Annotated in this window: 17 protein-coding genes and 1 pseudogene; 9 read left to right on the top strand and 9 right to left on the bottom strand. The window is 41.8% G+C overall.

What is annotated here, in order from left to right; genetic code table 11:
• Positions 1 to 96: 96 nt before the first annotated feature.
• The 9 genes from rsgA to ACEZ3G_RS12650 all read right to left on the bottom strand — a co-directional run bounded on the left by rsgA (position 97) and on the right by ACEZ3G_RS12650 (position 8,959).
• A complete protein-coding gene (gene rsgA, locus ACEZ3G_RS12690; protein WP_432425866.1) occupies positions 97 to 1,182 on the bottom strand; it encodes a ribosome small subunit-dependent GTPase A in 1,086 nt (361 codons plus the stop codon).
• An 11-nt stretch (positions 1,183 to 1,193) separates the two neighbouring features.
• Positions 1,194 to 1,922, bottom strand: coding sequence for an MBL fold metallo-hydrolase (locus ACEZ3G_RS12685; protein ID WP_432425865.1), 729 nt, complete (start codon positions 1,920 to 1,922; stop codon positions 1,194 to 1,196).
• A gap of 131 nt (positions 1,923 to 2,053) precedes the next feature.
• A complete protein-coding gene (locus ACEZ3G_RS12680; protein WP_432425864.1) occupies positions 2,054 to 2,599 on the bottom strand; it encodes a hypothetical protein in 546 nt (181 codons plus the stop codon).
• A gap of 249 nt (positions 2,600 to 2,848) precedes the next feature.
• Entirely contained in the window at positions 2,849 to 4,297 is a 1,449-nt protein-coding gene (locus ACEZ3G_RS12675; protein ID WP_432425863.1) for an ATP-dependent nuclease, read from the bottom strand.
• A gap of 196 nt (positions 4,298 to 4,493) precedes the next feature.
• Positions 4,494 to 5,846: an amidohydrolase family protein gene (locus ACEZ3G_RS12670; protein ID WP_432425862.1), complete on the bottom strand. Its 1,353-nt coding sequence runs from the start codon at positions 5,844 to 5,846 to the stop codon at positions 4,494 to 4,496.
• Between the two features lie 205 nt (positions 5,847 to 6,051).
• Positions 6,052 to 6,843 (bottom strand): SDR family NAD(P)-dependent oxidoreductase, encoded by a 792-nt coding sequence (locus tag ACEZ3G_RS12665; protein WP_432425861.1) that lies wholly within the window; start codon positions 6,841 to 6,843, stop codon positions 6,052 to 6,054.
• Positions 6,844 to 6,886: 43 nt separating this feature from the next.
• On the bottom strand, positions 6,887 to 7,468 hold the full coding sequence (locus ACEZ3G_RS12660; protein ID WP_432425860.1) for a TetR/AcrR family transcriptional regulator: 582 nt from the start codon (positions 7,466 to 7,468) through the stop codon (positions 6,887 to 6,889).
• A gap of 398 nt (positions 7,469 to 7,866) precedes the next feature.
• A complete protein-coding gene (locus ACEZ3G_RS12655; protein ID WP_432425859.1) occupies positions 7,867 to 8,319 on the bottom strand; it encodes a nuclear transport factor 2 family protein in 453 nt (150 codons plus the stop codon).
• Between the two features lie 223 nt (positions 8,320 to 8,542).
• Positions 8,543 to 8,959: a DUF2141 domain-containing protein gene (locus tag ACEZ3G_RS12650; protein WP_432425858.1), complete on the bottom strand. Its 417-nt coding sequence runs from the start codon at positions 8,957 to 8,959 to the stop codon at positions 8,543 to 8,545.
• 264 nt (positions 8,960 to 9,223) lie between these two features.
• Between ACEZ3G_RS12650 and ACEZ3G_RS12645 the strand changes: the two genes are divergently transcribed.
• The 9 genes and pseudogenes from ACEZ3G_RS12645 (at position 9,224) to ACEZ3G_RS12605 (ending at position 19,144) form a co-directional block, all read left to right on the top strand.
• Positions 9,224 to 11,386, top strand: coding sequence for a TonB-dependent receptor (locus ACEZ3G_RS12645; RefSeq protein ID WP_432425857.1), 2,163 nt, complete (start codon positions 9,224 to 9,226; stop codon positions 11,384 to 11,386).
• A 250-nt stretch (positions 11,387 to 11,636) separates the two neighbouring features.
• Positions 11,637 to 12,530: an AAA family ATPase gene (locus ACEZ3G_RS12640; RefSeq protein ID WP_432425856.1), complete on the top strand. Its 894-nt coding sequence runs from the start codon at positions 11,637 to 11,639 to the stop codon at positions 12,528 to 12,530.
• 100 nt (positions 12,531 to 12,630) lie between these two features.
• A complete protein-coding gene (locus ACEZ3G_RS12635) occupies positions 12,631 to 12,993 on the top strand; it encodes a four helix bundle protein (RefSeq protein WP_432425855.1) in 363 nt (120 codons plus the stop codon).
• A 17-nt stretch (positions 12,994 to 13,010) separates the two neighbouring features.
• Positions 13,011 to 14,192, top strand: a complete 1,182-nt coding sequence (locus tag ACEZ3G_RS12630) for a vWA domain-containing protein (RefSeq protein WP_432425854.1) — start codon at positions 13,011 to 13,013, stop codon at positions 14,190 to 14,192.
• A 120-nt stretch (positions 14,193 to 14,312) separates the two neighbouring features.
• Positions 14,313 to 14,762: a CoxG family protein gene (locus ACEZ3G_RS12625; RefSeq protein ID WP_432425853.1), complete on the top strand. Its 450-nt coding sequence runs from the start codon at positions 14,313 to 14,315 to the stop codon at positions 14,760 to 14,762.
• Positions 14,763 to 14,968: 206 nt separating this feature from the next.
• Positions 14,969 to 15,433: a (2Fe-2S)-binding protein gene (locus tag ACEZ3G_RS12620; protein WP_432425852.1), complete on the top strand. Its 465-nt coding sequence runs from the start codon at positions 14,969 to 14,971 to the stop codon at positions 15,431 to 15,433.
• Between the two features lie 2 nt (positions 15,434 to 15,435).
• Positions 15,436 to 17,802, top strand: a complete 2,367-nt coding sequence (locus ACEZ3G_RS12615; protein WP_432425851.1) for a xanthine dehydrogenase family protein molybdopterin-binding subunit — start codon at positions 15,436 to 15,438, stop codon at positions 17,800 to 17,802.
• 170 nt (positions 17,803 to 17,972) lie between these two features.
• A complete protein-coding gene (locus ACEZ3G_RS12610) occupies positions 17,973 to 18,776 on the top strand; it encodes an FAD binding domain-containing protein (protein ID WP_432425850.1) in 804 nt (267 codons plus the stop codon).
• A 121-nt stretch (positions 18,777 to 18,897) separates the two neighbouring features.
• Positions 18,898 to 19,144, top strand: a pseudogene (locus ACEZ3G_RS12605) (type II toxin-antitoxin system ParD family antitoxin).
• The last annotated feature ends 5 nt before the right edge of the window (positions 19,145 to 19,149 follow it).

The raw sequence follows: 19,149 nt of genomic DNA, 5'->3' as shown, positions 1-19,149 counted from the left end.
GCCATTACAAAACCTGAACTGCCCTACGATGAGAATTATGTGTCGAAAGCGGCTAAAAGAAGAAACTTATTTTTTTACCTCAGTTCTTTGTTGTGCCTAGAAATTGTTTGATTTTTTTGTTTTCTTATAATGTTTTATCATTTTCCCAAAATCTTTGTCCTTTCTACGCTTTTCGGCTACAGCTGATTCATAATGTTCTTTCTCACGTTCCATTTTCAAAAAGTTCTCGAAATGCGATTTCTCAATCTGTCCATTATCTATCGCTAGTTGAACCGCGCAACCAATTTCAGAAGTGTGGGTGCAATCTGAAAACTTGCAGCTTTGTGCCAAGTCGTATATTTTTTCAAATGTACTTTCTATTCCTAGTGAACTATCTGTAATGCCCACTTCTCGCATTCCCGGATTGTCAATAAGTATGGCTCCATTTATCATCGGAATTAATTCACGACGAGTTGTAACGTGTTTACCTCTATCAATACTTTGGCTAATGTTGGCCGTTTTCATTCGACTTTCTCCAATCAAACTGTTAATCAGGGATGATTTCCCCACACCTGATGAACCAAGAAGACAATATGTCTTTCCTTTATAGAGAAGTTTTTTCAATTTATCTATTCCTTCCTTTGTTTCATTACTTACAGGGATAAGCGGAACATTTTTAACTCTGATTTTTATTTTGTTGAGCAAGTCATTCAGGTTCTCTTCGTCCGTTAAGTCCGTTTTGGTAATAACGATTATTGGCTCAATCCTGGAAGTGTAGCAAAGCGTTAAATATCGTTCCAGTCGGTTGATGTTAAAATCTCTATTTACCGATTGTACAATTAATCCATAATCGATATTGCTGGCAATTATTTGCAGCTCACCAAACTTGTTCACGGCTTGTCTCGAAAGCGTTGAAATTCTGGGTAAAATGCTATTAATAACAGCAAAATCTGTTTCATGATAAATCAAAGAAACCCAATCTCCAACGGCCGGAAAATCTTTACGACTCTTGGCGGAAAATCTCAAATTTCCTGTAATTTCCGCTTCAAATTCACCTTTTTCACTTTTAACAATATACCTTTCCTTTTGCTCGGAAATTACACGTCCAATTTCAAAGTCTTTGAGGTTATTATCGATTCTTAACTTTTCGAAATAATTATTATATCCTAAATCTTGAAGTGTCATATTTACCGTGGTATTCATAATTGACTTTCCTAGTTTAATTTAATGATTTTGGTTCTTTCGTTTACTAAAGTCTCAAATCGATTCAATTCTTCTACATTTTTGATTTCATAATGCATCGGAATAGTAATTTTGGGTCGAATTATATTCACCATCTTAGCAGCCTCTTCTGCATTCATCGTTAGATTATCTCCTCCGATTGGAACCAGAGCGACATCAATACCGCTTAGTTGTTCCATTTCAGAAATATAGTCCGTATCTCCTGTATGGTAAACTTTTAAGCCATTTTTTAATGTAATCACATAGCCTACATTTTCTTTCGATTTAGGGTGTGCTTTAATCCATAAAAAAACGGATTTTGTATTGTACGCAAAAGTTGTCCCGATGCTAAACTCTTCAAATTGCAATTGCTGATTGGGCCTTACGACTTGCACTTTGTCTTTAACATCTCCCAATTTTTTTGAAACTCCTTTTGAACAAATCATCTTTGTTTCATTCTTTAAAAGGTTTTTAATATCCTTTAAAGAGAAATGGTCTGGATGAGCATGAGTTATTAAAATATAATCTGCTTGCTCTGCATTCTCAATTCCGACTGGATCAATGTAAATAACCTTATCATCAATTTTCAGCTGAAAACTCGATGGAAAAAAGTGTGACTTGTTCACCTTGATTGCTCCCCAAGTTGTTAAGGTTGTTTTTTCTTCAATAGTTACCTTTTGAGGTATTGGATTTCTTTTTTCGCTTATTTTTACTTTTACCATGGTACAACCTTGATTAATTAACAAAACCAAGCAGAGCATTAGAAAATGTAATCTGTTTGTCCGCATTTGTAATGGAATATTTTACAAAGTTAAATATCCGAAATGTCAAACTTTAGACGCTTCCGTCTAACTTAATGGTCTTTTGATTTTTGGAAAAGAAACACCATTTTACGAATATCCGAGAAGTATTCTCTTAGCCAATCTCGGTTCAAAGTCTCGTAGGTGATTTGAAGGTAAAAATTTTCCAAACTAAGGTGCAATACCATTTTAGCTAGCGGACTGTTTTCTGATAAACAGATGATATTCTTCCATACAGGTAATAGTCCTTGAATTGAGAATTGATTTATTCGGGACAAACAGTTTTTGAATTCTTGATTGTCTCGGTGAATTCTTAGTTGACGGTTAAATAATAAGTCAATTTTATGTTCGATGATAATGGATATCAACTCTTCTTCATTCTTTGCCTTTGCTTCTTTTGTCGAAATATTTTTTGCTCGGCTTAAGTGAAAGTCCAATAAGTGTTTTGTGAAAATTTCTAAGTCAGCAAACAAATGATAAAAGGAAGATTTATTCTTTCCCACTTCTTTAGATAATCGTTCTATCTTAAGCCCCCTTGGTCCTTCAAAAGCAAAATGCTTATAGCCTGTTTCTAACCATATGCTCTCTATTTCTCTCATTTATAACCAAAGAAATTCTAACTGATTAATGTTTATTGTGTGAGGTTTTGTATTAAGCACAACTAAAGAGCCAAACGCAGTTCTTCGCATTTTACGGTAATATAGTGAAATCGGGCAACTATTGTTCGGGAATTCGACCTTCCGTTATTGACCGAACCATAAAAAAGCCCCGTAAAAGGGCTTATATCGAACTGTTCCATGGTCGGTCAGGGGCTTGTGCAACGGTTACCGGTGTTGTGTGCAGTACTTTTAATTATATTTCAGTTCTCTCATTATCTTAATTGATTTTCTAAGCTGAGCCTCTGAAAACTTTCTGTTCAGAGTGTTTTCAGGATGGTGAATCGAGTGTCTTATATATTTTGGAAGTGATACGTTGTATGTATTATTATTTCTAGAGTCTATCCATTGTCTATCTTGGTCTAAACCATCAAGCCTTGCTTTGTCAACTTCCTCCAAGTAACCATAAAGCTCATTATGATAATCGGTTGTTGGAATATCGAACACTTCAAAGTTTACTTCTGAATATGTACTTGTTGTTCTTTCTATTCTTTCAACTTTAGTTTTCTCATTATTTTCTTTATAAACTTTGAAATTTCTATTCAGATTGTTTTTATCGATTAGATAATTAGAATGTGTTGCATAAATGACAAATGTCGAATCTTGTTTAGATGTTATCTTATTTAATTCCTTTCTCAAATTTAATTGAGCCTGAGGATGTAAATGAGTTTCTGGTTCATCAATTAGCAAAATCTTATTGTTTAATGATTCTGTTTTATCGTCAGCAGATATAGTAAGCAGGAAGCTTATAAATTGTTTAAAACCATCTGACCTTTGAGAAGGTGTTTTCGCTTTGTCGTGAACATTTTTATCTTCAATTAAAAGCGATATTTTATCGCTATCTATTTCAAAGAGTACTGAAATTGGGTGATTCTCCCATATATTATTAATGTGTTCAGTCACTTTTCGACTCAACAACGATTCTAAATTCCTTATACGTGCGTGACTGGTTAAAGAACTTATTTTAGATGTAATTTGTTTTGTTGTTTTAATACCTGCAAGTTTAAAGCAGTTATGTAGAGGAATTGAAGTTGTGGCAGGTTTTGTTGAAAACTCTGTTAAACTAATATCATCTAAAACTAAATATTTTGCTGTTGACTCCCAAAATACCACTGTGTGAGAATACCTGTAAAAAAAATCAGGATTATTGGCTTCCATAAAAGATATTAAATTGAAGTCATATTCTTCACTTTCTTTATCTTTCTTTTGAATCGTAGTTTCTTTGCTATAATAATCTTTAAAAATGGCAGTCTTGAAATTGATTGTTTCCGATATTTCTCTTTCGCTATCAGAATCATTTTTATGAATTACAGTAATTGAAACTTCAGTTGCTGAAACTTTGTTGATTATTTCCTTTGGGCATTTATGATCTTTTACTAAAGTCTCCCTAAGTTCTTTTAAATCATTTTGTTCTAATGAATAATGAAAAGTAATTTCTATATTCTCTAATTCGTCAAAAAAATCTTCAGGATATGCCAACTCTTTGTGGTCATATAATGAAATTCCCATAAGTATACTGCTCTTTCCTGATTCATTAATACCAAATAGGCAATAGGTGTAATTATCACCTATTTTCTTTAATTCAATTTCTACGTGCTCAATGCTTTTGTAGTTTTTGATTTCAATCCTGTTTAACTTCATTCAATTTGTTTGTGTTTGGTATTCTGACTAACGGTTAAATTTAGTATAATTTTCCTACACAAAATTTGACTCGTTAGCTTAACAAATTAATAGAGTTTCTTTATGTAGGGAATTACCGTCATTTATATGAATCGTAGCTTTGGAATGTGCGCTCAGCTTGAGCGGCTATGGTTTCATACATAATGTTGGTAGTCATTTATTCATCAATTCTTTCTTGAATTACACCTCTTTTTATCACTGAATTAATCGATAGAGTATTACCTATGTTTTCCAAAGGGTCTTTATCGAGCAATACAAAATTTGCAATTTTACCAACCTCGACGGAACCTAAGCTATCTTGTGCATTCATCATTTCAGCAGCATTAAGTGTTCCCATTTTTATGATCTCAACTGGTTCCATTCCTCCTAGTTCTAGCAGTTGCATTTCTTCATGTAGACTATATCCCGGAAAATTGAAATCATTTCCAGTGTCGGTACCCAGAACCATGTTAAATCCCATATCGCTTAAAAATTTAATGTCTTCAACCTGTGGAAGCATGAAAGCCTCAATACTGTTTTCATCTATTCCATATTCATCCATGAGAATTCTTATATAAATTTTCGCTCGATCAATTAATTCTGGAGTGAGTTCGTTTACGGCCTCTTTATATACGCCAAGCATTGATTTAGACTCAAACCACTCTGGGTGTAGGGGATAAAGGAACGACTTATCAATCATTAATGTAGTTACCCAATATGGGTTTCTCTTCACAAATTTCTGAAGTAGTCTTATTTGAATGCTATCATGAGGATCAATGTTTACCCCGGTGAAATGAACCAAATTTTGAACACCGCCATTGATGGCCATTTCCAGTTCTATGTTATCACTTACATGCGCAAATACTTCCAGTCCATATTTCGAAGCTTCCTTTACAGTCTTGTCAATAAACAGCTGAGGCATTCTTTCAACGAATGGAGGAGCAGGTCCATCTTCAATTGTAAGCTTGATTCCAACGATCGGATATTGAGATACTTTCTGGACAAGATTTTCAATCTGTAAGGTGTCTTTTAAATAAAAAATTGTTTCGCCATCACGCCAGTTGCTGCCCCTATATGTCTTTGCTGGATGACGTCCTTCCATTGTAAAGTGCTGACTGGTATGATAAACAAAAGGTGCAGGAATGGAATCTTGATTCCCCTGTTTACGCATTGACGCATAGAAGTCATTTGTACATAAACCTCCACCAGTGACAAACACTGAAGTCACTCCGTAATGGATAAACCTGGGAAAATCTCTTTCAAAATATCCGGTGTGAACATGACAGTCAAATAATCCCGGAATAAGAAATTTCCCTGTTCCATCAATGCTCTTTCCGTTACTATTCGAAATGATTGAATCAATCGCAACTATTTTACCTTCAGTGATCCCAATTGAAACTCCAGTTTGTAAAGGTTTTCCAGTTCCATCGATAAGGTTGACGTTGGATATCACTAAATCATATTGTTCTGACTTTTGGTAAGAACAGCCTGTAAGAAAGGCAATCAATGTAAGGATGATAAACTGTTTCATATGTCTTCAATGACCACCAACCGAATGGCTAAACGCGGTTCTACTAATTTTACCGAAATATAGTGAAATCGGGCAACTATCGTTCGGCGATTTGACCTTCCGTTTTTGACCGAACAATAAAAGAGCCCCGCAAAAGGGCTCCTATTTACCTGTACCGTGGTCGGTCAGTGACTTGTGCAACGGTTACCGGTGTTACTGGTTAGTGCTATATTGTTTTCAATACTCCTGCGTCTGCTCTTAGAGTTGCTCCGTTTGTTGCAATAGATAAAGGGCTTGATAAATAAACCGCTAAATTGGCTATCTCTGTCGGGTCAATGAAACGTTGTAACAAGATATGAGGGTTTGACTGTTGAAGTATTACATTTTTCATTTGCTCAACGTCAAGTTTTTGCATTTGAGCAATTTGCTCAACAACTGTCGCAACCCCGTCTGAATAAGTTGGTCCGCCTAAAACTGTGTTTATGGTAACTTCCGTTCCTTTTGTCAGTTTTGAAAGTCCATTTGCAATAGCTGACATTGCTGATTTTGTCATACCGTAATGTATCATATTTTCCGGAACATTTACTCCCGATTCACTACTAATAAAGATAATTCGCCCCCATTTTTTATTCAGCATTTCTGGTAATAGCTGTCTTGATAAACGAATACTACTCATTACATTTATTTCAAAATATTTATACCAATCTTCGTCTGTAATATTTTCAAATTTTTCAATCCCGAAAATACCAAGATTGTTAACCAAAATATCAATGTTAGAAAGTTGGTTTAGCAATTTTTCTACTTCTTCTTTTTTTGAAAAATCTGCTGATATTGCTGCAATATTGGAGTTTGGAAATTCTTTCTGTAACTTCTCTTTGGCTTGATTGGTCTTTTCGGTCTGTCTTCCGTTAATTGTAACGGACGCGCCCTCTTTTAACAACTGCCGTGCAATAGCAAAGCCAATTCCTTGTGTTGAGCCACTTATAAATGCGCTTTTCTCGTTTAGTTCTAAATTCATCGTTTAATTTTGTAATGATTGTTAAATAAATAGTCAAAAAAAATTAGTTTAATATTTGTAGTTGCATTTCTATTTGCTGTTTGAGTATTTTTTCATTAGGGTAAATTCTTCTAAATGAATTAATTCCACACCAAAGCGTAATTAAAAATTTTCCTAAATAATCTGCGGGCAATTTTGATTTTATATTCCCTTTTTTTTGTTCTGTAAGAATGATAGAGGTATAAAGTTTTTCTGTGTCTTTCAATATTTCGATTGCTGATTGTTCTAATTCATTATCTACAAATGCCATTTCAACAACTGTATTAGCAATTATGCAACCTTTCAAATGAGTGCTTTTAGAAGCAACAGCTACAGAAAGGAAAAAGTCCTTTATTAGTTTAATGGGACTATCACTTTTTTCTAATTGTATTTTGAAATCGTTAAAATCTTCTCTTCGTTGTTGAAGTGATTTTTTGAAAAGTTCTTTTTTTCCACCTTTGAATGAGTTGTACAAACTTCCTGCACCCGCACCTGTTGCTTTGCTTAGATCTGCTAACGAAGTAGCGTTGAACCCCTTTTTCCAAAATAGCTCTTGTGCTTTCAGAACGACCTCTTTGTCGTTATGTATGTGTGGTCTTCCTTTCATATTATTGTAATGTTCAATACAAAAATAATAAAAGGTAGAATAAATTGGTGCTTTGCATCAACTTGTTTTAAGCAATTGGTCTTACTTTTTGTTTGGTCAGTTTTGGCATCTGACCGTTCAGCATTAGCGCCAATGGTTGGTGTATGAATCACAAAAGCACCTGAAATTCACCGAAAAACATGTCAAGAGCGGGGCCGGGGCCATAGATCTGCAAAAAAAGCTTGCAAAAGGTCCTTGAAAAGTCCATTTTCGCTATTTTGGGCCACCCAAAATCTCACCTTCACTATAGCTTATTGAACCAAAAAGCCCCGCAAAAGGGCTTGTTCGAGGTCTGTTTTTCTTAAATCAGGGGCTTGTGCAATGGTTACCAATGCTGTAATGCGTTTTTATCTTTCACCTTAATGGTTATCAGAGTCGTTAAACTGCCAAAGTACGTTGACTATTTGCCATTTTCCATTGAGTTTTACAATATGCATATAATCAATCCAGTCATCCGCTATAAGTTTTACTGAAGCAGTTTTGTCATAAACATCCAGTATGATAACCTCTTTTTTTGGATTTTCTGGGAATTTGTCTCCGTCTTGGTTATACGTTTCGGCAAGTAAAATCATAGCATCGGTAAAAGTTTCTCTCAAATATTCTTTTCCTGTGTTTTTGTTTGTCCAAAAAGTCCTTTTCACCATTCTCGGATGAGCTGCACTTGCAAACTGTTCGGGTCTTACGTTATGTTGAGACTCAATATAATTTAACGCAACTTGTTTAATATCCAGAGAGTCCTGTCGAGTTTGTCCCTTCACATAAAAAGTGATTAGACAAAAAAGAGAAATCGTAAGAATTATAGATTTATTCATAATTATATCTGTTTTTGACACTGCTTTAAATGCACTACAATGATAGGCGCATGATCTATGGTTCATTTATAAGGTGCATGACGAAGATAACTTTTTGTAAGAAAATGCCATTGTGTTTTGAGACCAAAGTAGTGCTGCCGTTTTTTTGAAACAGCAGCAATGGCAATACATAAAAAGGCCCGCGTCGCGGGCCTTTTGTTGACTGCTGTCTAAACCCAATGGTTTAAAATCGGATCCTGAATGCTTGGTCGGTATCGGTCACTTCGAATTTGGCACCGTCAAAGGTCGGGGGGCCATAGAGGTTCATTTCGCCGGTGGTGGCATAGCTTTCCTTGGGCATGCCGTTTTCCATATCCATTTGTTTATTGTCGTTCTTGTCGTGCATGACCATGATCGCGTAGGTGCCCGGTGCCACGTTTTCAAAAACCAAGCTTACCTCACCGGCCTTTGCGGGCGACATGGCATTGGCTATTCCGATCCCTTTCATGAAGGTATCCGAGGTATGGAGTCCGGCGAGAATGCTTCCGCCCTCCGACAGTACATTTTCAACGGTTACGGTAATGGTGGCCCCATCGTTTTCTTGGGCATTGGCGGTGATCGCGGTGACGATCAAAATGGCTAATACGGTTAATTTTTTCATGAGATGTTTATTTAGATGATTAATTCTTCAGGGTCAAAACTGCGAAGAACATCCCCGCCCCGGAAAAACAAAATACCCAATTGTAAAATTTGGTGGCTGAACTGTAATGCCGATTTTCCTTTTCAATTCAGCATCGAAAAATTACGGTTCGGTACCCTTGTTTATGATTACCGTTTGCCGCGCCCCAATTTTGCCCCATCGATCAACAAATTGAATACGGCAACCTGCCCTGGGCGCAGTCGAAGGGGCAACAAACGAACAGTCATGTTAAAACAACTTTTTACGCTCACCATAGGTTTATCATTTACTTTAGTAACGGCGCAATCGACCGTATCGGGCAATGTAACGGACAAAAACGGGACACCGATAGTAGGGGCCAATATCTATCTCGAAGGAACTTATGACGGGGCTTCATCAGATGACGACGGCAATTTTTTGTTCGAGACCGAAGAAACCGGCACCCAAACGCTGATCGTCTCCATGCTGTCTTTCGAAACATACGTGCAGACCGGCGACGTTTCTTATTTAAACGGTTTAAAAATCGAACTCCATGAGGCCATCAACCAATTGTCGGGGGTAACGCTCACCGCCGGAACTTTCGAGGCGGGCGACAATTCAAAGGTCTCCGTGCTCAAACCTTTGGATATCGTGACCACGGCCGGGGCGGTCGGCGATTTTGTCGGGGCGCTTCAAACGCTTCCGGGAACCACTACTGTAAATGAAGACGGGCGTCTGTTCGTTCGTGGCGGTGAAGCGGGCGAGACGCAGGTCTTCATCGACGGCCTCCGGGTATTCCAGCCCTTTAGCGCAACGGCGAACAACATTCCCACCCGGGGAAGGTTTTCCCCCTTTCTGTTCAAGGGAATCACATTCAGCACCGGGGGCTATTCGGCCGAATATGGTCAAGCATTGTCGAGCGTTCTCCTTTTGAACACCACCGATATGCCTGATCAAGAAAAGACCGATATCGGTATCATGTCGGTCGGCGGTACGTTGGGGCATACCGAGATCTGGGGCGACAAATCATTGAGCGTCAATGCGTCGTACATCAACCTGTCACCGTATCAATGGATCATTCCCAACGATATCGGCGTGCTTTGGAACAAGCCCTATGAATCTTTTTCGGGGGAGGCGGTTTTCCGGAGCAGGAAAGAGAAAAGCATGTTCAAGTTCTACACCGGCTTCAACCAGGCCAATATGGATATCGACCAAGAGGATATCAATTTTGATGACTTTGTGAACTTTAAATTGAAGAACAACAACCTCTATGCGAATACTTCGTACAAGCATTTTTTGGAAAAGGAATGGACGCTCACCGCCGGGGCCAGTGTTTCTTCCGATAAGAACGATATCGGTTTTCGGGCGAATTCGATAACGACCCAAGAGACCGCGGCGCACATAAAACTGAAATTGAAGAAAAATTTCAGCAGTCGTTTTCAATGGCGCTTTGGGGCCGAACATTTTATGGCAAACTATACCGAGGATTTCTTGTCGCCCGACGGGTTTACCTTTGCATCGAACATTACCGATAATCTCAGTGCGGCATTCGCCGAGGCCGATATTTTCTTCAGCAATCGTTTTGCCATGAAGCTCGGTGCGCGGGGCGAGTATTCCTCTATGTTAAAGGCTTCCACCGTTTCCCCCAGGGCTTCGTTGGCGTATAAGAGCGGCGCTAACGCACAGTTTTCGTTGGCCTACGGCAATTTCTACCAGAATCCGTTCAACGATTACTTGAAGTTCGATAAAACGCTTGATTTCGAGAAGACCTCGCACTATATACTGAACTATCAATATTTGGCCGATGGCAAGACTTTTCGTGCGGAAGCTTATTATAAAGACTATGCCGATTTGATCAAATACGATACGCCCATGGCACAGTTCGATTCGCAGTTCAATAATTTAGGAAGCGGTCATGCAGCGGGACTCGATATTTTCTGGAGGGATAACAAGAGCATCAAAAACCTCGATTATTGGGCCTCTTATTCGTATTTGGATACCGAACGCGATTATCGCAATTTCCGCGGGGCCGCCACACCGAACTTCGCCCCGAAACATAATCTTTCACTGGTGACAAAATATTGGGTCGAGGATTGGCGATCGCAAGTGGGACTCTCGTACAGCTTTGGATCCGGAAGACCCTATGATAATCCGAATACACCAGAATTTATGGCCGAAAAGACCAAGGCCTATAATAGCCTTAGCGTGAACTGGGCCTATTTGATCTCACAACAGAAAATCCTATATTTCTCGGTCAGTAACGTGGCAGGGTTCCGCAATGTAAACGGATATCAATATGCCGATGCACCCGATGTAAACGGAATTTTCGATAGGAGGGAAATACGCCCTACGGCCGATGCCTTTTTCTTCGTCGGCTTTTTCTGGACGATCAGTGACGACAACAACAGCAACCAGTTGGATAATCTTTAGGGAAATAAAGCTGGAAGCACGAAGTTTGAAGTACGAGGTACGAAGCTGGAAGTTTGAGGTGCGGCTAAGAACTTTATGCTGACCTCATTGATAAACAACTTCAATATTTCACAATCGCAAAGGGCGTCAAGCTATTTGTAAAACCCTAGCGCCTTTTGTGGTTAAGTTTTGGCCGTACACATATTTACAGGTCAAATTTGTTCACGGTTTCGATTTTGGGTATCTTTTCTCCTCTATTAAGGTCCGAAATATGCAGGCAAAAGAACTTTCCCGAATTCAAAAAATGTTGCAAGACCAAGGGTATATTGACGATGGCGCCATTGCCATGTCGCTGTTCCTTGCCATGAAGTTGGAAAAACCCCTGTTGGTGGAGGGCCCCGCGGGAGTGGGAAAGACCGAGATCGCCAAGGTCATGGCCAAGGCCATGCAGACCGAGCTGATACGTTTGCAATGCTATGAAGGGTTGGATAGCACCCATGCGCTCTACGAATGGAACTACCAGCACCAATTGCTCTACCTTAAGATGCAGGAGGATGGGGGCAAAAAATTGGAAGCTTTGGAGCAGACTATTTTTTCGGATAAGTTTTTATTGAAACGACCGATACTTCAGGCGATAACCCATGAAAGGAATCCGGTTTTGCTGATCGATGAAATCGACAGGGCCGATGAGGAGTTCGAGAGTTTTTTGTTGGAAGTGCTGTCCGATTGGCAGGTGACCATTCCCGAGATCGGAACGATTTCCGCAAAGAGCAGACCGCAGATCATCTTGACCGGCAATCGTACCCGCGAACTTTCGGAGGCCCTGCGCAGAAGATGCCTTTACCTATGGATAGATTACCCGACTTTCGAAAAAGAGTTGGCCATCGTAACCGCAAAAGTGCCTGAAATCGATGCAAAATTGGGGAACCAGATCTGTGCCTTTATGAAGGAGCTGCGTACCCTGAAACTCGAAAAGACACCGGGTATCGCCGAAACGATAGACTGGGCCAGGGCCTTGGCCGGCATGCATTTAGCGCATTTAGATAAACAAATGGTCGAAGATACCTTGGGCGTGGTCTTAAAAGATTGGCAAGATATTCGGCATACCCAAGATTCGCTTTCCGAACTTTTTGAACGTACGGGGGTGGTTTCCAGAATTGTGTAGAGGTCCGATGCCGGAAGTTTGAAGCACGGTGCAACTATTGGAATACAGGACTCGGGAATCTATTTTTATGGTGACCAACAGAAATAATCTGGACAAATAAATGGAAGATAAGCCAAAATTTAAATTCGAGAAATTGCGTATTTGGCAAGATGCTATGGAAATGGGAGATGAAATGGATGAAATGACAAGTAGATTTCCGAAAAAAGAAATATATAACCTCTCATCGCAGCTTAGAAGAGCGGCCGATTCAATCGCTTTGAACATATCTGAAGGATCTATAGTTCAATCAAAACCGGAATTCAGAAAGTTTATGGGATATGCGATTCGATCATTAGCTGAAGTGGTTACATGTTTGCACAAAGCGAAGAATCGCAATTACATAAATGAAGATATCTTTGAACGGCATTACAACAGATCTTACAGATTGATGAATTCGATGATTGCCTTTAGAAATAAAATTTAAGTAAAACTCCGAGCTTCGTGCTTCAAACCTCTAACATAACCTATCGAACAGCACTCTCGGCCAACATCGTATTGCTCTGCCGTTTCCTTCGAAAAAAGGGGTTTTCGATCGGGGCCCATGAAGAAGCCGAGGCCCTCAAGGCCATTTCTTACCTTCCGATCCATAAAGAAGGTTATTTCCGCGATGCGCTAAAAGCCGTCTTGTCGAAGAATGTCTATCAGCGGCAACAGTTTAACGATTTGTATCTTGAATTTAAGGATGAATTGGCCCGGTCGGTCGATTCGAAATTGAAGGAAAAAGAAGAAAAAAAAGAGAAACGGTCCGATGCCGAAAAGTCCCGTGCCCAGTTCGAATCCTTAAAGGAATGGCTGAACCTCAATGCCTCCGATGACGAAAAGCAAATGGCTTCCTACAGCGATATCGAAGTATTGACCAAAAAGAACTTCGCCGATTTGAGTACGGAAGAAATGCAATTGGTAATGCGTTTATTGCAAAAAATGGCCCGTAAGATCGCCCACCAAAAGAGCCGGCTGCGAAAGAAATCAAAAATAAGGAAGACCGTCGACCTAAAGAACACCATTCGTATGAACATGCGTCGGGGAGGCGATCTGACCGAAATACGTTTCAGTGAAAGAAAGGAAAAGAAATTGAAACTGGTTTTGCTCTGCGATGTCAGTCGGTCGATGGATCTGTACAGCCGTTTTTTGATGCATCTTATTTATGCCTTTCAAAACGCCTATGACAGAATAGAGAGCTTTGTGTTCAGTACGGCTTTACATCGCGTGACCGAACTGCTTGACAATCATGAATTTGATAAGGCCTTTGAAATGATTTCCGATAGGGTGCCGCAATGGTCGGGCGGTACGACTATAGGTTCGTGCCTTAACGGTTTCGTACAAGAATACGGCCATCGTATGTTGGACAAGAAGACCATTGTTCTGATCTTGAGCGATGGATGGGATACCGGGGAACCCGATGTTATGAAAACGGCCATGCAGACCATCCATAAAAAAACAAAAAAAGTGATTTGGCTGAATCCGCTGGCCGGAAGTGCCGATTTCGCCCCTGAGGCCCTGGGTATGAGAACGGCGCTTCCGTATATCGATGTCTTGGCATCAGCACATAATTTGGAAAGTTTGAAATCGGCCATTTCGCATATCCGCAAAAAAAGGAATTTGAAGAATATGCCGTATTTCTGACCTTCACGTAATAGATATTCAAAATACCATCTCCTTTTTTATTTATACTTTGTAAAAATTGCCAAAATTGTGGCAATTCCGCAACATATTTTTTATATTGATAAACATATTTCCTCAATCATGAAAATCAACGGAACCTACAAACTGAATGCCGCTCCCGATGTGGTCTGGAAGATGCTAATGGATCCTACAGTACTTGAAAAGGTGACCCCAGGGGTAAAGCAATTGAAGCCCCTCGGCGAAGATGCTTACAACGCGATTTCAGAGGTTCGTATCGGCCCCGTAAAGGGTACATTCGAAGGCAATCTCTCGGTCAGGGACAAGGTGACAGAGAAAAGTTGTCTACTGGTCATTGACCAAAAGAGCAAGTCGGGCAACGTCGTAGCCGAAATCGGCATGCAGTTCAATGCGCTTGACGACGGCAAAACCGAAGTAAAATATACCGGGGAGGCAAAAATGTCGGGTATGTTGGCGCGCATGGGGCAACGGATTATGAGCGGGGTGGTGAGCACCTTGTCAAAACAGTTTTTTCAGGCGTTTGAAAATGAATTGGAAAAGAATGGCGCATAAACTGAAAAGGAAAAAGAAACAGTAATAGAACTGCAAAGTGCACAGGGAAAGAAAAAGTACGCAAAGAATATCGAGCTTGCGGAAGCTCATGGCGAACCTTGCGTAAACCATTGTGTCCCTTGCGGTTAAGTTTAGCGAAGGCGTTACATACATACCTTTTTCAACAAGCGAAAAAAGATAGAATACATAATTAAAAAAGAACACATATGAATATTTCGATTACGGTGAACGGGAAGGTGCATTCCCATGATGTAGAACCCCGTATGAGCCTGGCCCAATACCTGCGCGAGGTTTTGGACCTTACGGGTACGCATATCGGTTGCGACACCACCGGGTGCGGGGCCTGTACCATAACTTTGGATGGCAATGCGGTAAAATCATGCACCTTATTGGCCGTTCAGGCCGATGGTTGCGAGGTTACGACCATTGAAGGGATGGCCAATGGCCATGCGATGCATCCGATACAGGAGGCATTTAAAGAGAACCACGGATTGCAATGTGGTTTTTGCACTCCCGGAATGGTGATGACGGCCGCTGACATCCTGAAAAACAATCCGAATCCGACCGAAGAGGAAATCCGACACGGACTTGAAGGCAACTTCTGCCGTTGCACGGGTTATCACAACATTGTCAAATCGATACGGCATGCCGCTGAAAAAATAAACGGGTAATTATGGAAACATTTATAGGAAAACCGATTAAGAGAAGGGAAGACGCCCGGTTTTTGAAAGGGGCGGGTACCTATACCGACGATATAAAATTGCCGAAAATGGCACATACGGCCTTTGTTCGAAGTCCGTATGCGCATGCAAAGATCCTTTCCATCGATACTTCGGAAGCTGAAAAATCCGAAGGGGTAATAGCCATTTATACCGGAAGCGATGGTTGTGGGGAATATGGAGTGCCCTGCGGATGGCAGGTCGATTTCAAGAACGGCGAGACCATGCGCGAACCGAAACACCCGTTATTGGCCAAAGACAAGATCAGGCATTTGGGGGAAGCGGTCGCCATCGTGGTCGCCGAGACCTTGGCACAGGCCCGTGATGCCGCCGAATTGGTTGAAGTCGATTATGAAGAACTTCCCGCGGTCACCGACGCCAAAGCCGCCATGGAAACGGGCGCACCAAAGGTTCACGACGAATGGCCCGATAATGCAGCCTTTGATTGGTGCATCGGCAACGATAGGGCCGAGGTAGAGGCCGCACTGGCCTCGGCGCATCACGTGACCGAAATGGAATACCGCAACCAACGCTTGGCACCGAACGCCATCGAACCGCGCAGCTATATCGCCGATTACGATGTCAATGGCGATAAATGGACGCTGTACACAAGTACCCAGAATCCGCATTTGATACGTTTGCTCCTATGCGCTTTTGTTTTGGGAATTCCGGAGCATAAAGTGCGCGTCGTCTCCAAAGATGTGGGCGGCGGTTTCGGAAGCAAGATCTATCATTATACTGAAGAAGCTTTGTTGACATGGATTTCAAGGGAAATCGGGAGACCGGTGAAATGGACCTCCGACCGAAGTGAGGCCTTTTTGACCGATGCGCATGGCCGCGACCATGTCGTGAAATCAAGAATGGGCTTTGATAAAGACGGTAAGATCGTTGCGCACCTCACCGATGAGTATTGTGCAATGGGAGCCTATCTTTCAACATTTGCCCCTGCCGTGCCGACCTATCTGCACGGTACCTTGTTCCAGGGCGTTTATACCACGCCATTGATCCATTTGAACGTTACCGCGCCTTTTACACATACCGTGGCCGTAGATGCCTATCGTGGAGCGGGAAGGCCCGAAGCTACATATTTGCTGGAGCGCATGCTTTCAAAAGCGGCCAAGGAAATGGGTATGGACCCTGCCGAGATCCGTTTCAAGAACTTCATTCCTCCCTTTGACGGCGTGAATGAACCAGGTTATCAAACACAGGTGGCCTTGCAATACGACAGCGGCAATTATAAAGGTGTTCTAAAACGCGGATTGGAAATGCTGGGTTATGAAGACTTTAGAAAAGAACAGGAAGCCGCCCGTAAAAATGGAAAACTTTTAGGGGTCGGTATTTCTACCTATATCGAAGGATGCGGTATCGCGCCATCGGCCGTTGTCGGTTCATTGGGTGCCCGTGCCGGACTCTATGAGGTGGGCCATGTTCGCGTACAACCCACCGGAAAAGTGCAAGTGCTGACCGGCGCGCATTCCCACGGGCAAGGCCATGAGACGGTCTTTGCGCAATTCGTCGCCGATAAATTGGGCATAGCGATGGACGATGTCGAGATCGAGCATGGCGACACCGATCAGGTGGCCTTCGGTATGGGAACCTATGGTTCGCGAAGTTTGGCTGTTGGGGGTAGTGCCATCATTAAAAGTATCGATAAGATCTTGGAAAAAGGCGCCAAGATCGCTGCGCATAAATTGGAGGCGGCCGAAGAGGATTTGGAATATGCAGAAGGAAAATGGACGGTCAAGGGAACCGATAAATCGATATCGTTCGGCGATGTTTCGTTGACGGCCTACGTTCCGCACGATTATCCCGAAGGTCTTGAACCCGGACTTGATTTTTCAAGTTTCTACGACCCTACGAATTTTACGTATCCTTTTGGAACGCACATTGCCGTAGTCGAGGTCGATGCCGATACCGGCAAGGTAGACCTTCAAAGGTTTGTGGCCTGTGACGATGTGGGCAACGTAATGAACCCGATGATCGTCGAGGGGCAGATTCATGGCGGTGTGGTACAGGGAGTAGGGCAGGCGCTTTTGGAAGAAGTCGTTTACGATGGCGGTGGCCAGATGATCTCGGGATCCTATATGGATTATGCCATGCCTCGCGCCGATGACGTGCCCAACATCGAGACCGACAGAACGACGACTCCGTGTCCTCATAACCCATTGGGAGTTAAAGGAGCCGGAGAGGCAGGGGCCATTGGTTCTACGCCAGCCGTCGTGAATGCCGTAGTCGATGCACTGTCACATTTGGGCGTGACCGACATTCAGATGCCATTGACCCCTCAAAGGGTATGGAAGGCGATACAGGCGCAGACGTGAATATGATGCGGGAAGCACGGAGCACGTAGTTTAAGCACTTATGCGAATTAGAAAGGAAAAAAGAGAAAACTTCAGACTTCGGGTAACGAGCTCCCAACTTTGGTAAACACCTAAGGTGAATATTCTAAAATGATATTAAAAATAAAGAGAGAAAACAAACAACATACAAAATGATTCCAGCAAAATTTGATTATGTAAAAGTGGGCTCCGTTAAAGAAGCGGTCGATTTGCTCGATGAATATGGCTATGATGCCAAAATTTTGTCCGGGGGGCATAGTTTGGTTCCCGCTATGAAGCTGCGGTTGAACAGACCGGAGATTTTGGTAGATATCAGTGGTATCAAAGGAATGGATTCCATTTCAAAGGATGGGGATGAAATCGTCATCGGCGCCAATTGTACCCATAGTGCCATCGTCAATTCGGGATTGATTAATTCAGAACTTGCGATTCTCGCCCAGACCGCAAAATGTATCGGTGATATTCAGGTGCGCAACCGTGGAACCATTGGGGGAAGCCTAGCCCATGCCGACCCGTCGGCCGATTATTCGGCAACGGTCTTGGCCTGTGATGCCAAAATAGAAGTAGAGGGTAAAAACGGAAAGCGTACCATTGCGGCGACCGATTTCTTTCAGGGAATTTTCACTACGGCCCTGCAGGACGATGAAATCATAACTGCGGTACGGTTTCCCAAAGTCGTCAATGGAAACTATCAAAAATTCTTTCAGTCCGCCTCGCGTTTTGCGGTGGTCGGCGTGGCCGTGGTAAAAGATGGGGACTCGGTCAAGGTGGGAATCACTGGGGTTTCCGATACCCCGTATCGTGCGACGGCCGTGGAGAACGCGTATTCGGGCAATGCCGGTGAAGCCGCCAACCATGCCGTAGATGGTGTTGAGGTTATGAGCGACCATTTCGCCGATGCCGAATACCGCGCGCATTTGGCCAAAGTGTTTGTAAAAAGAGCATTGGAAGCCTAAAAAAAATAAGAAATGATATTCCTTTCGAACCCCGATGTGCACGTCGGGGTTTGTTATATAGTAATGCTATAGATGTATAATTGTTACCTCTAAAAGGTGTTTATGTCCATCGTTAATTTAGGTGAGTAAAAATATTTTAATATCGCTAAGTGACAATTTTGATCAATTTGTCCACGAACAAATTTCCACATGATGCTATAAAAATGTGGGCGAGGTCATTCGTGCAGGGCTTAGGCTGCTGGAAAAAGAAGAAAGTAATCGCACTAAGGAAAGCGATTCAAGAAGTAATCGATAGTGGAATCGCTCACGACATCGATTGGGAGAAAAACCTGAAGGAATTAAAAGCAGGTAGAAAAGCCGATGGTTAAGTTCA

Origin of the sequence: Meishania litoralis (genome assembly GCF_042611095.1) — a bacterium.
In the GTDB taxonomy this organism is placed as follows: Bacteria; Bacteroidota; Bacteroidia; order Flavobacteriales; family Flavobacteriaceae; genus Meishania; species Meishania litoralis.
This window is presented reverse-complemented; position numbering and strand designations above follow the sequence as displayed.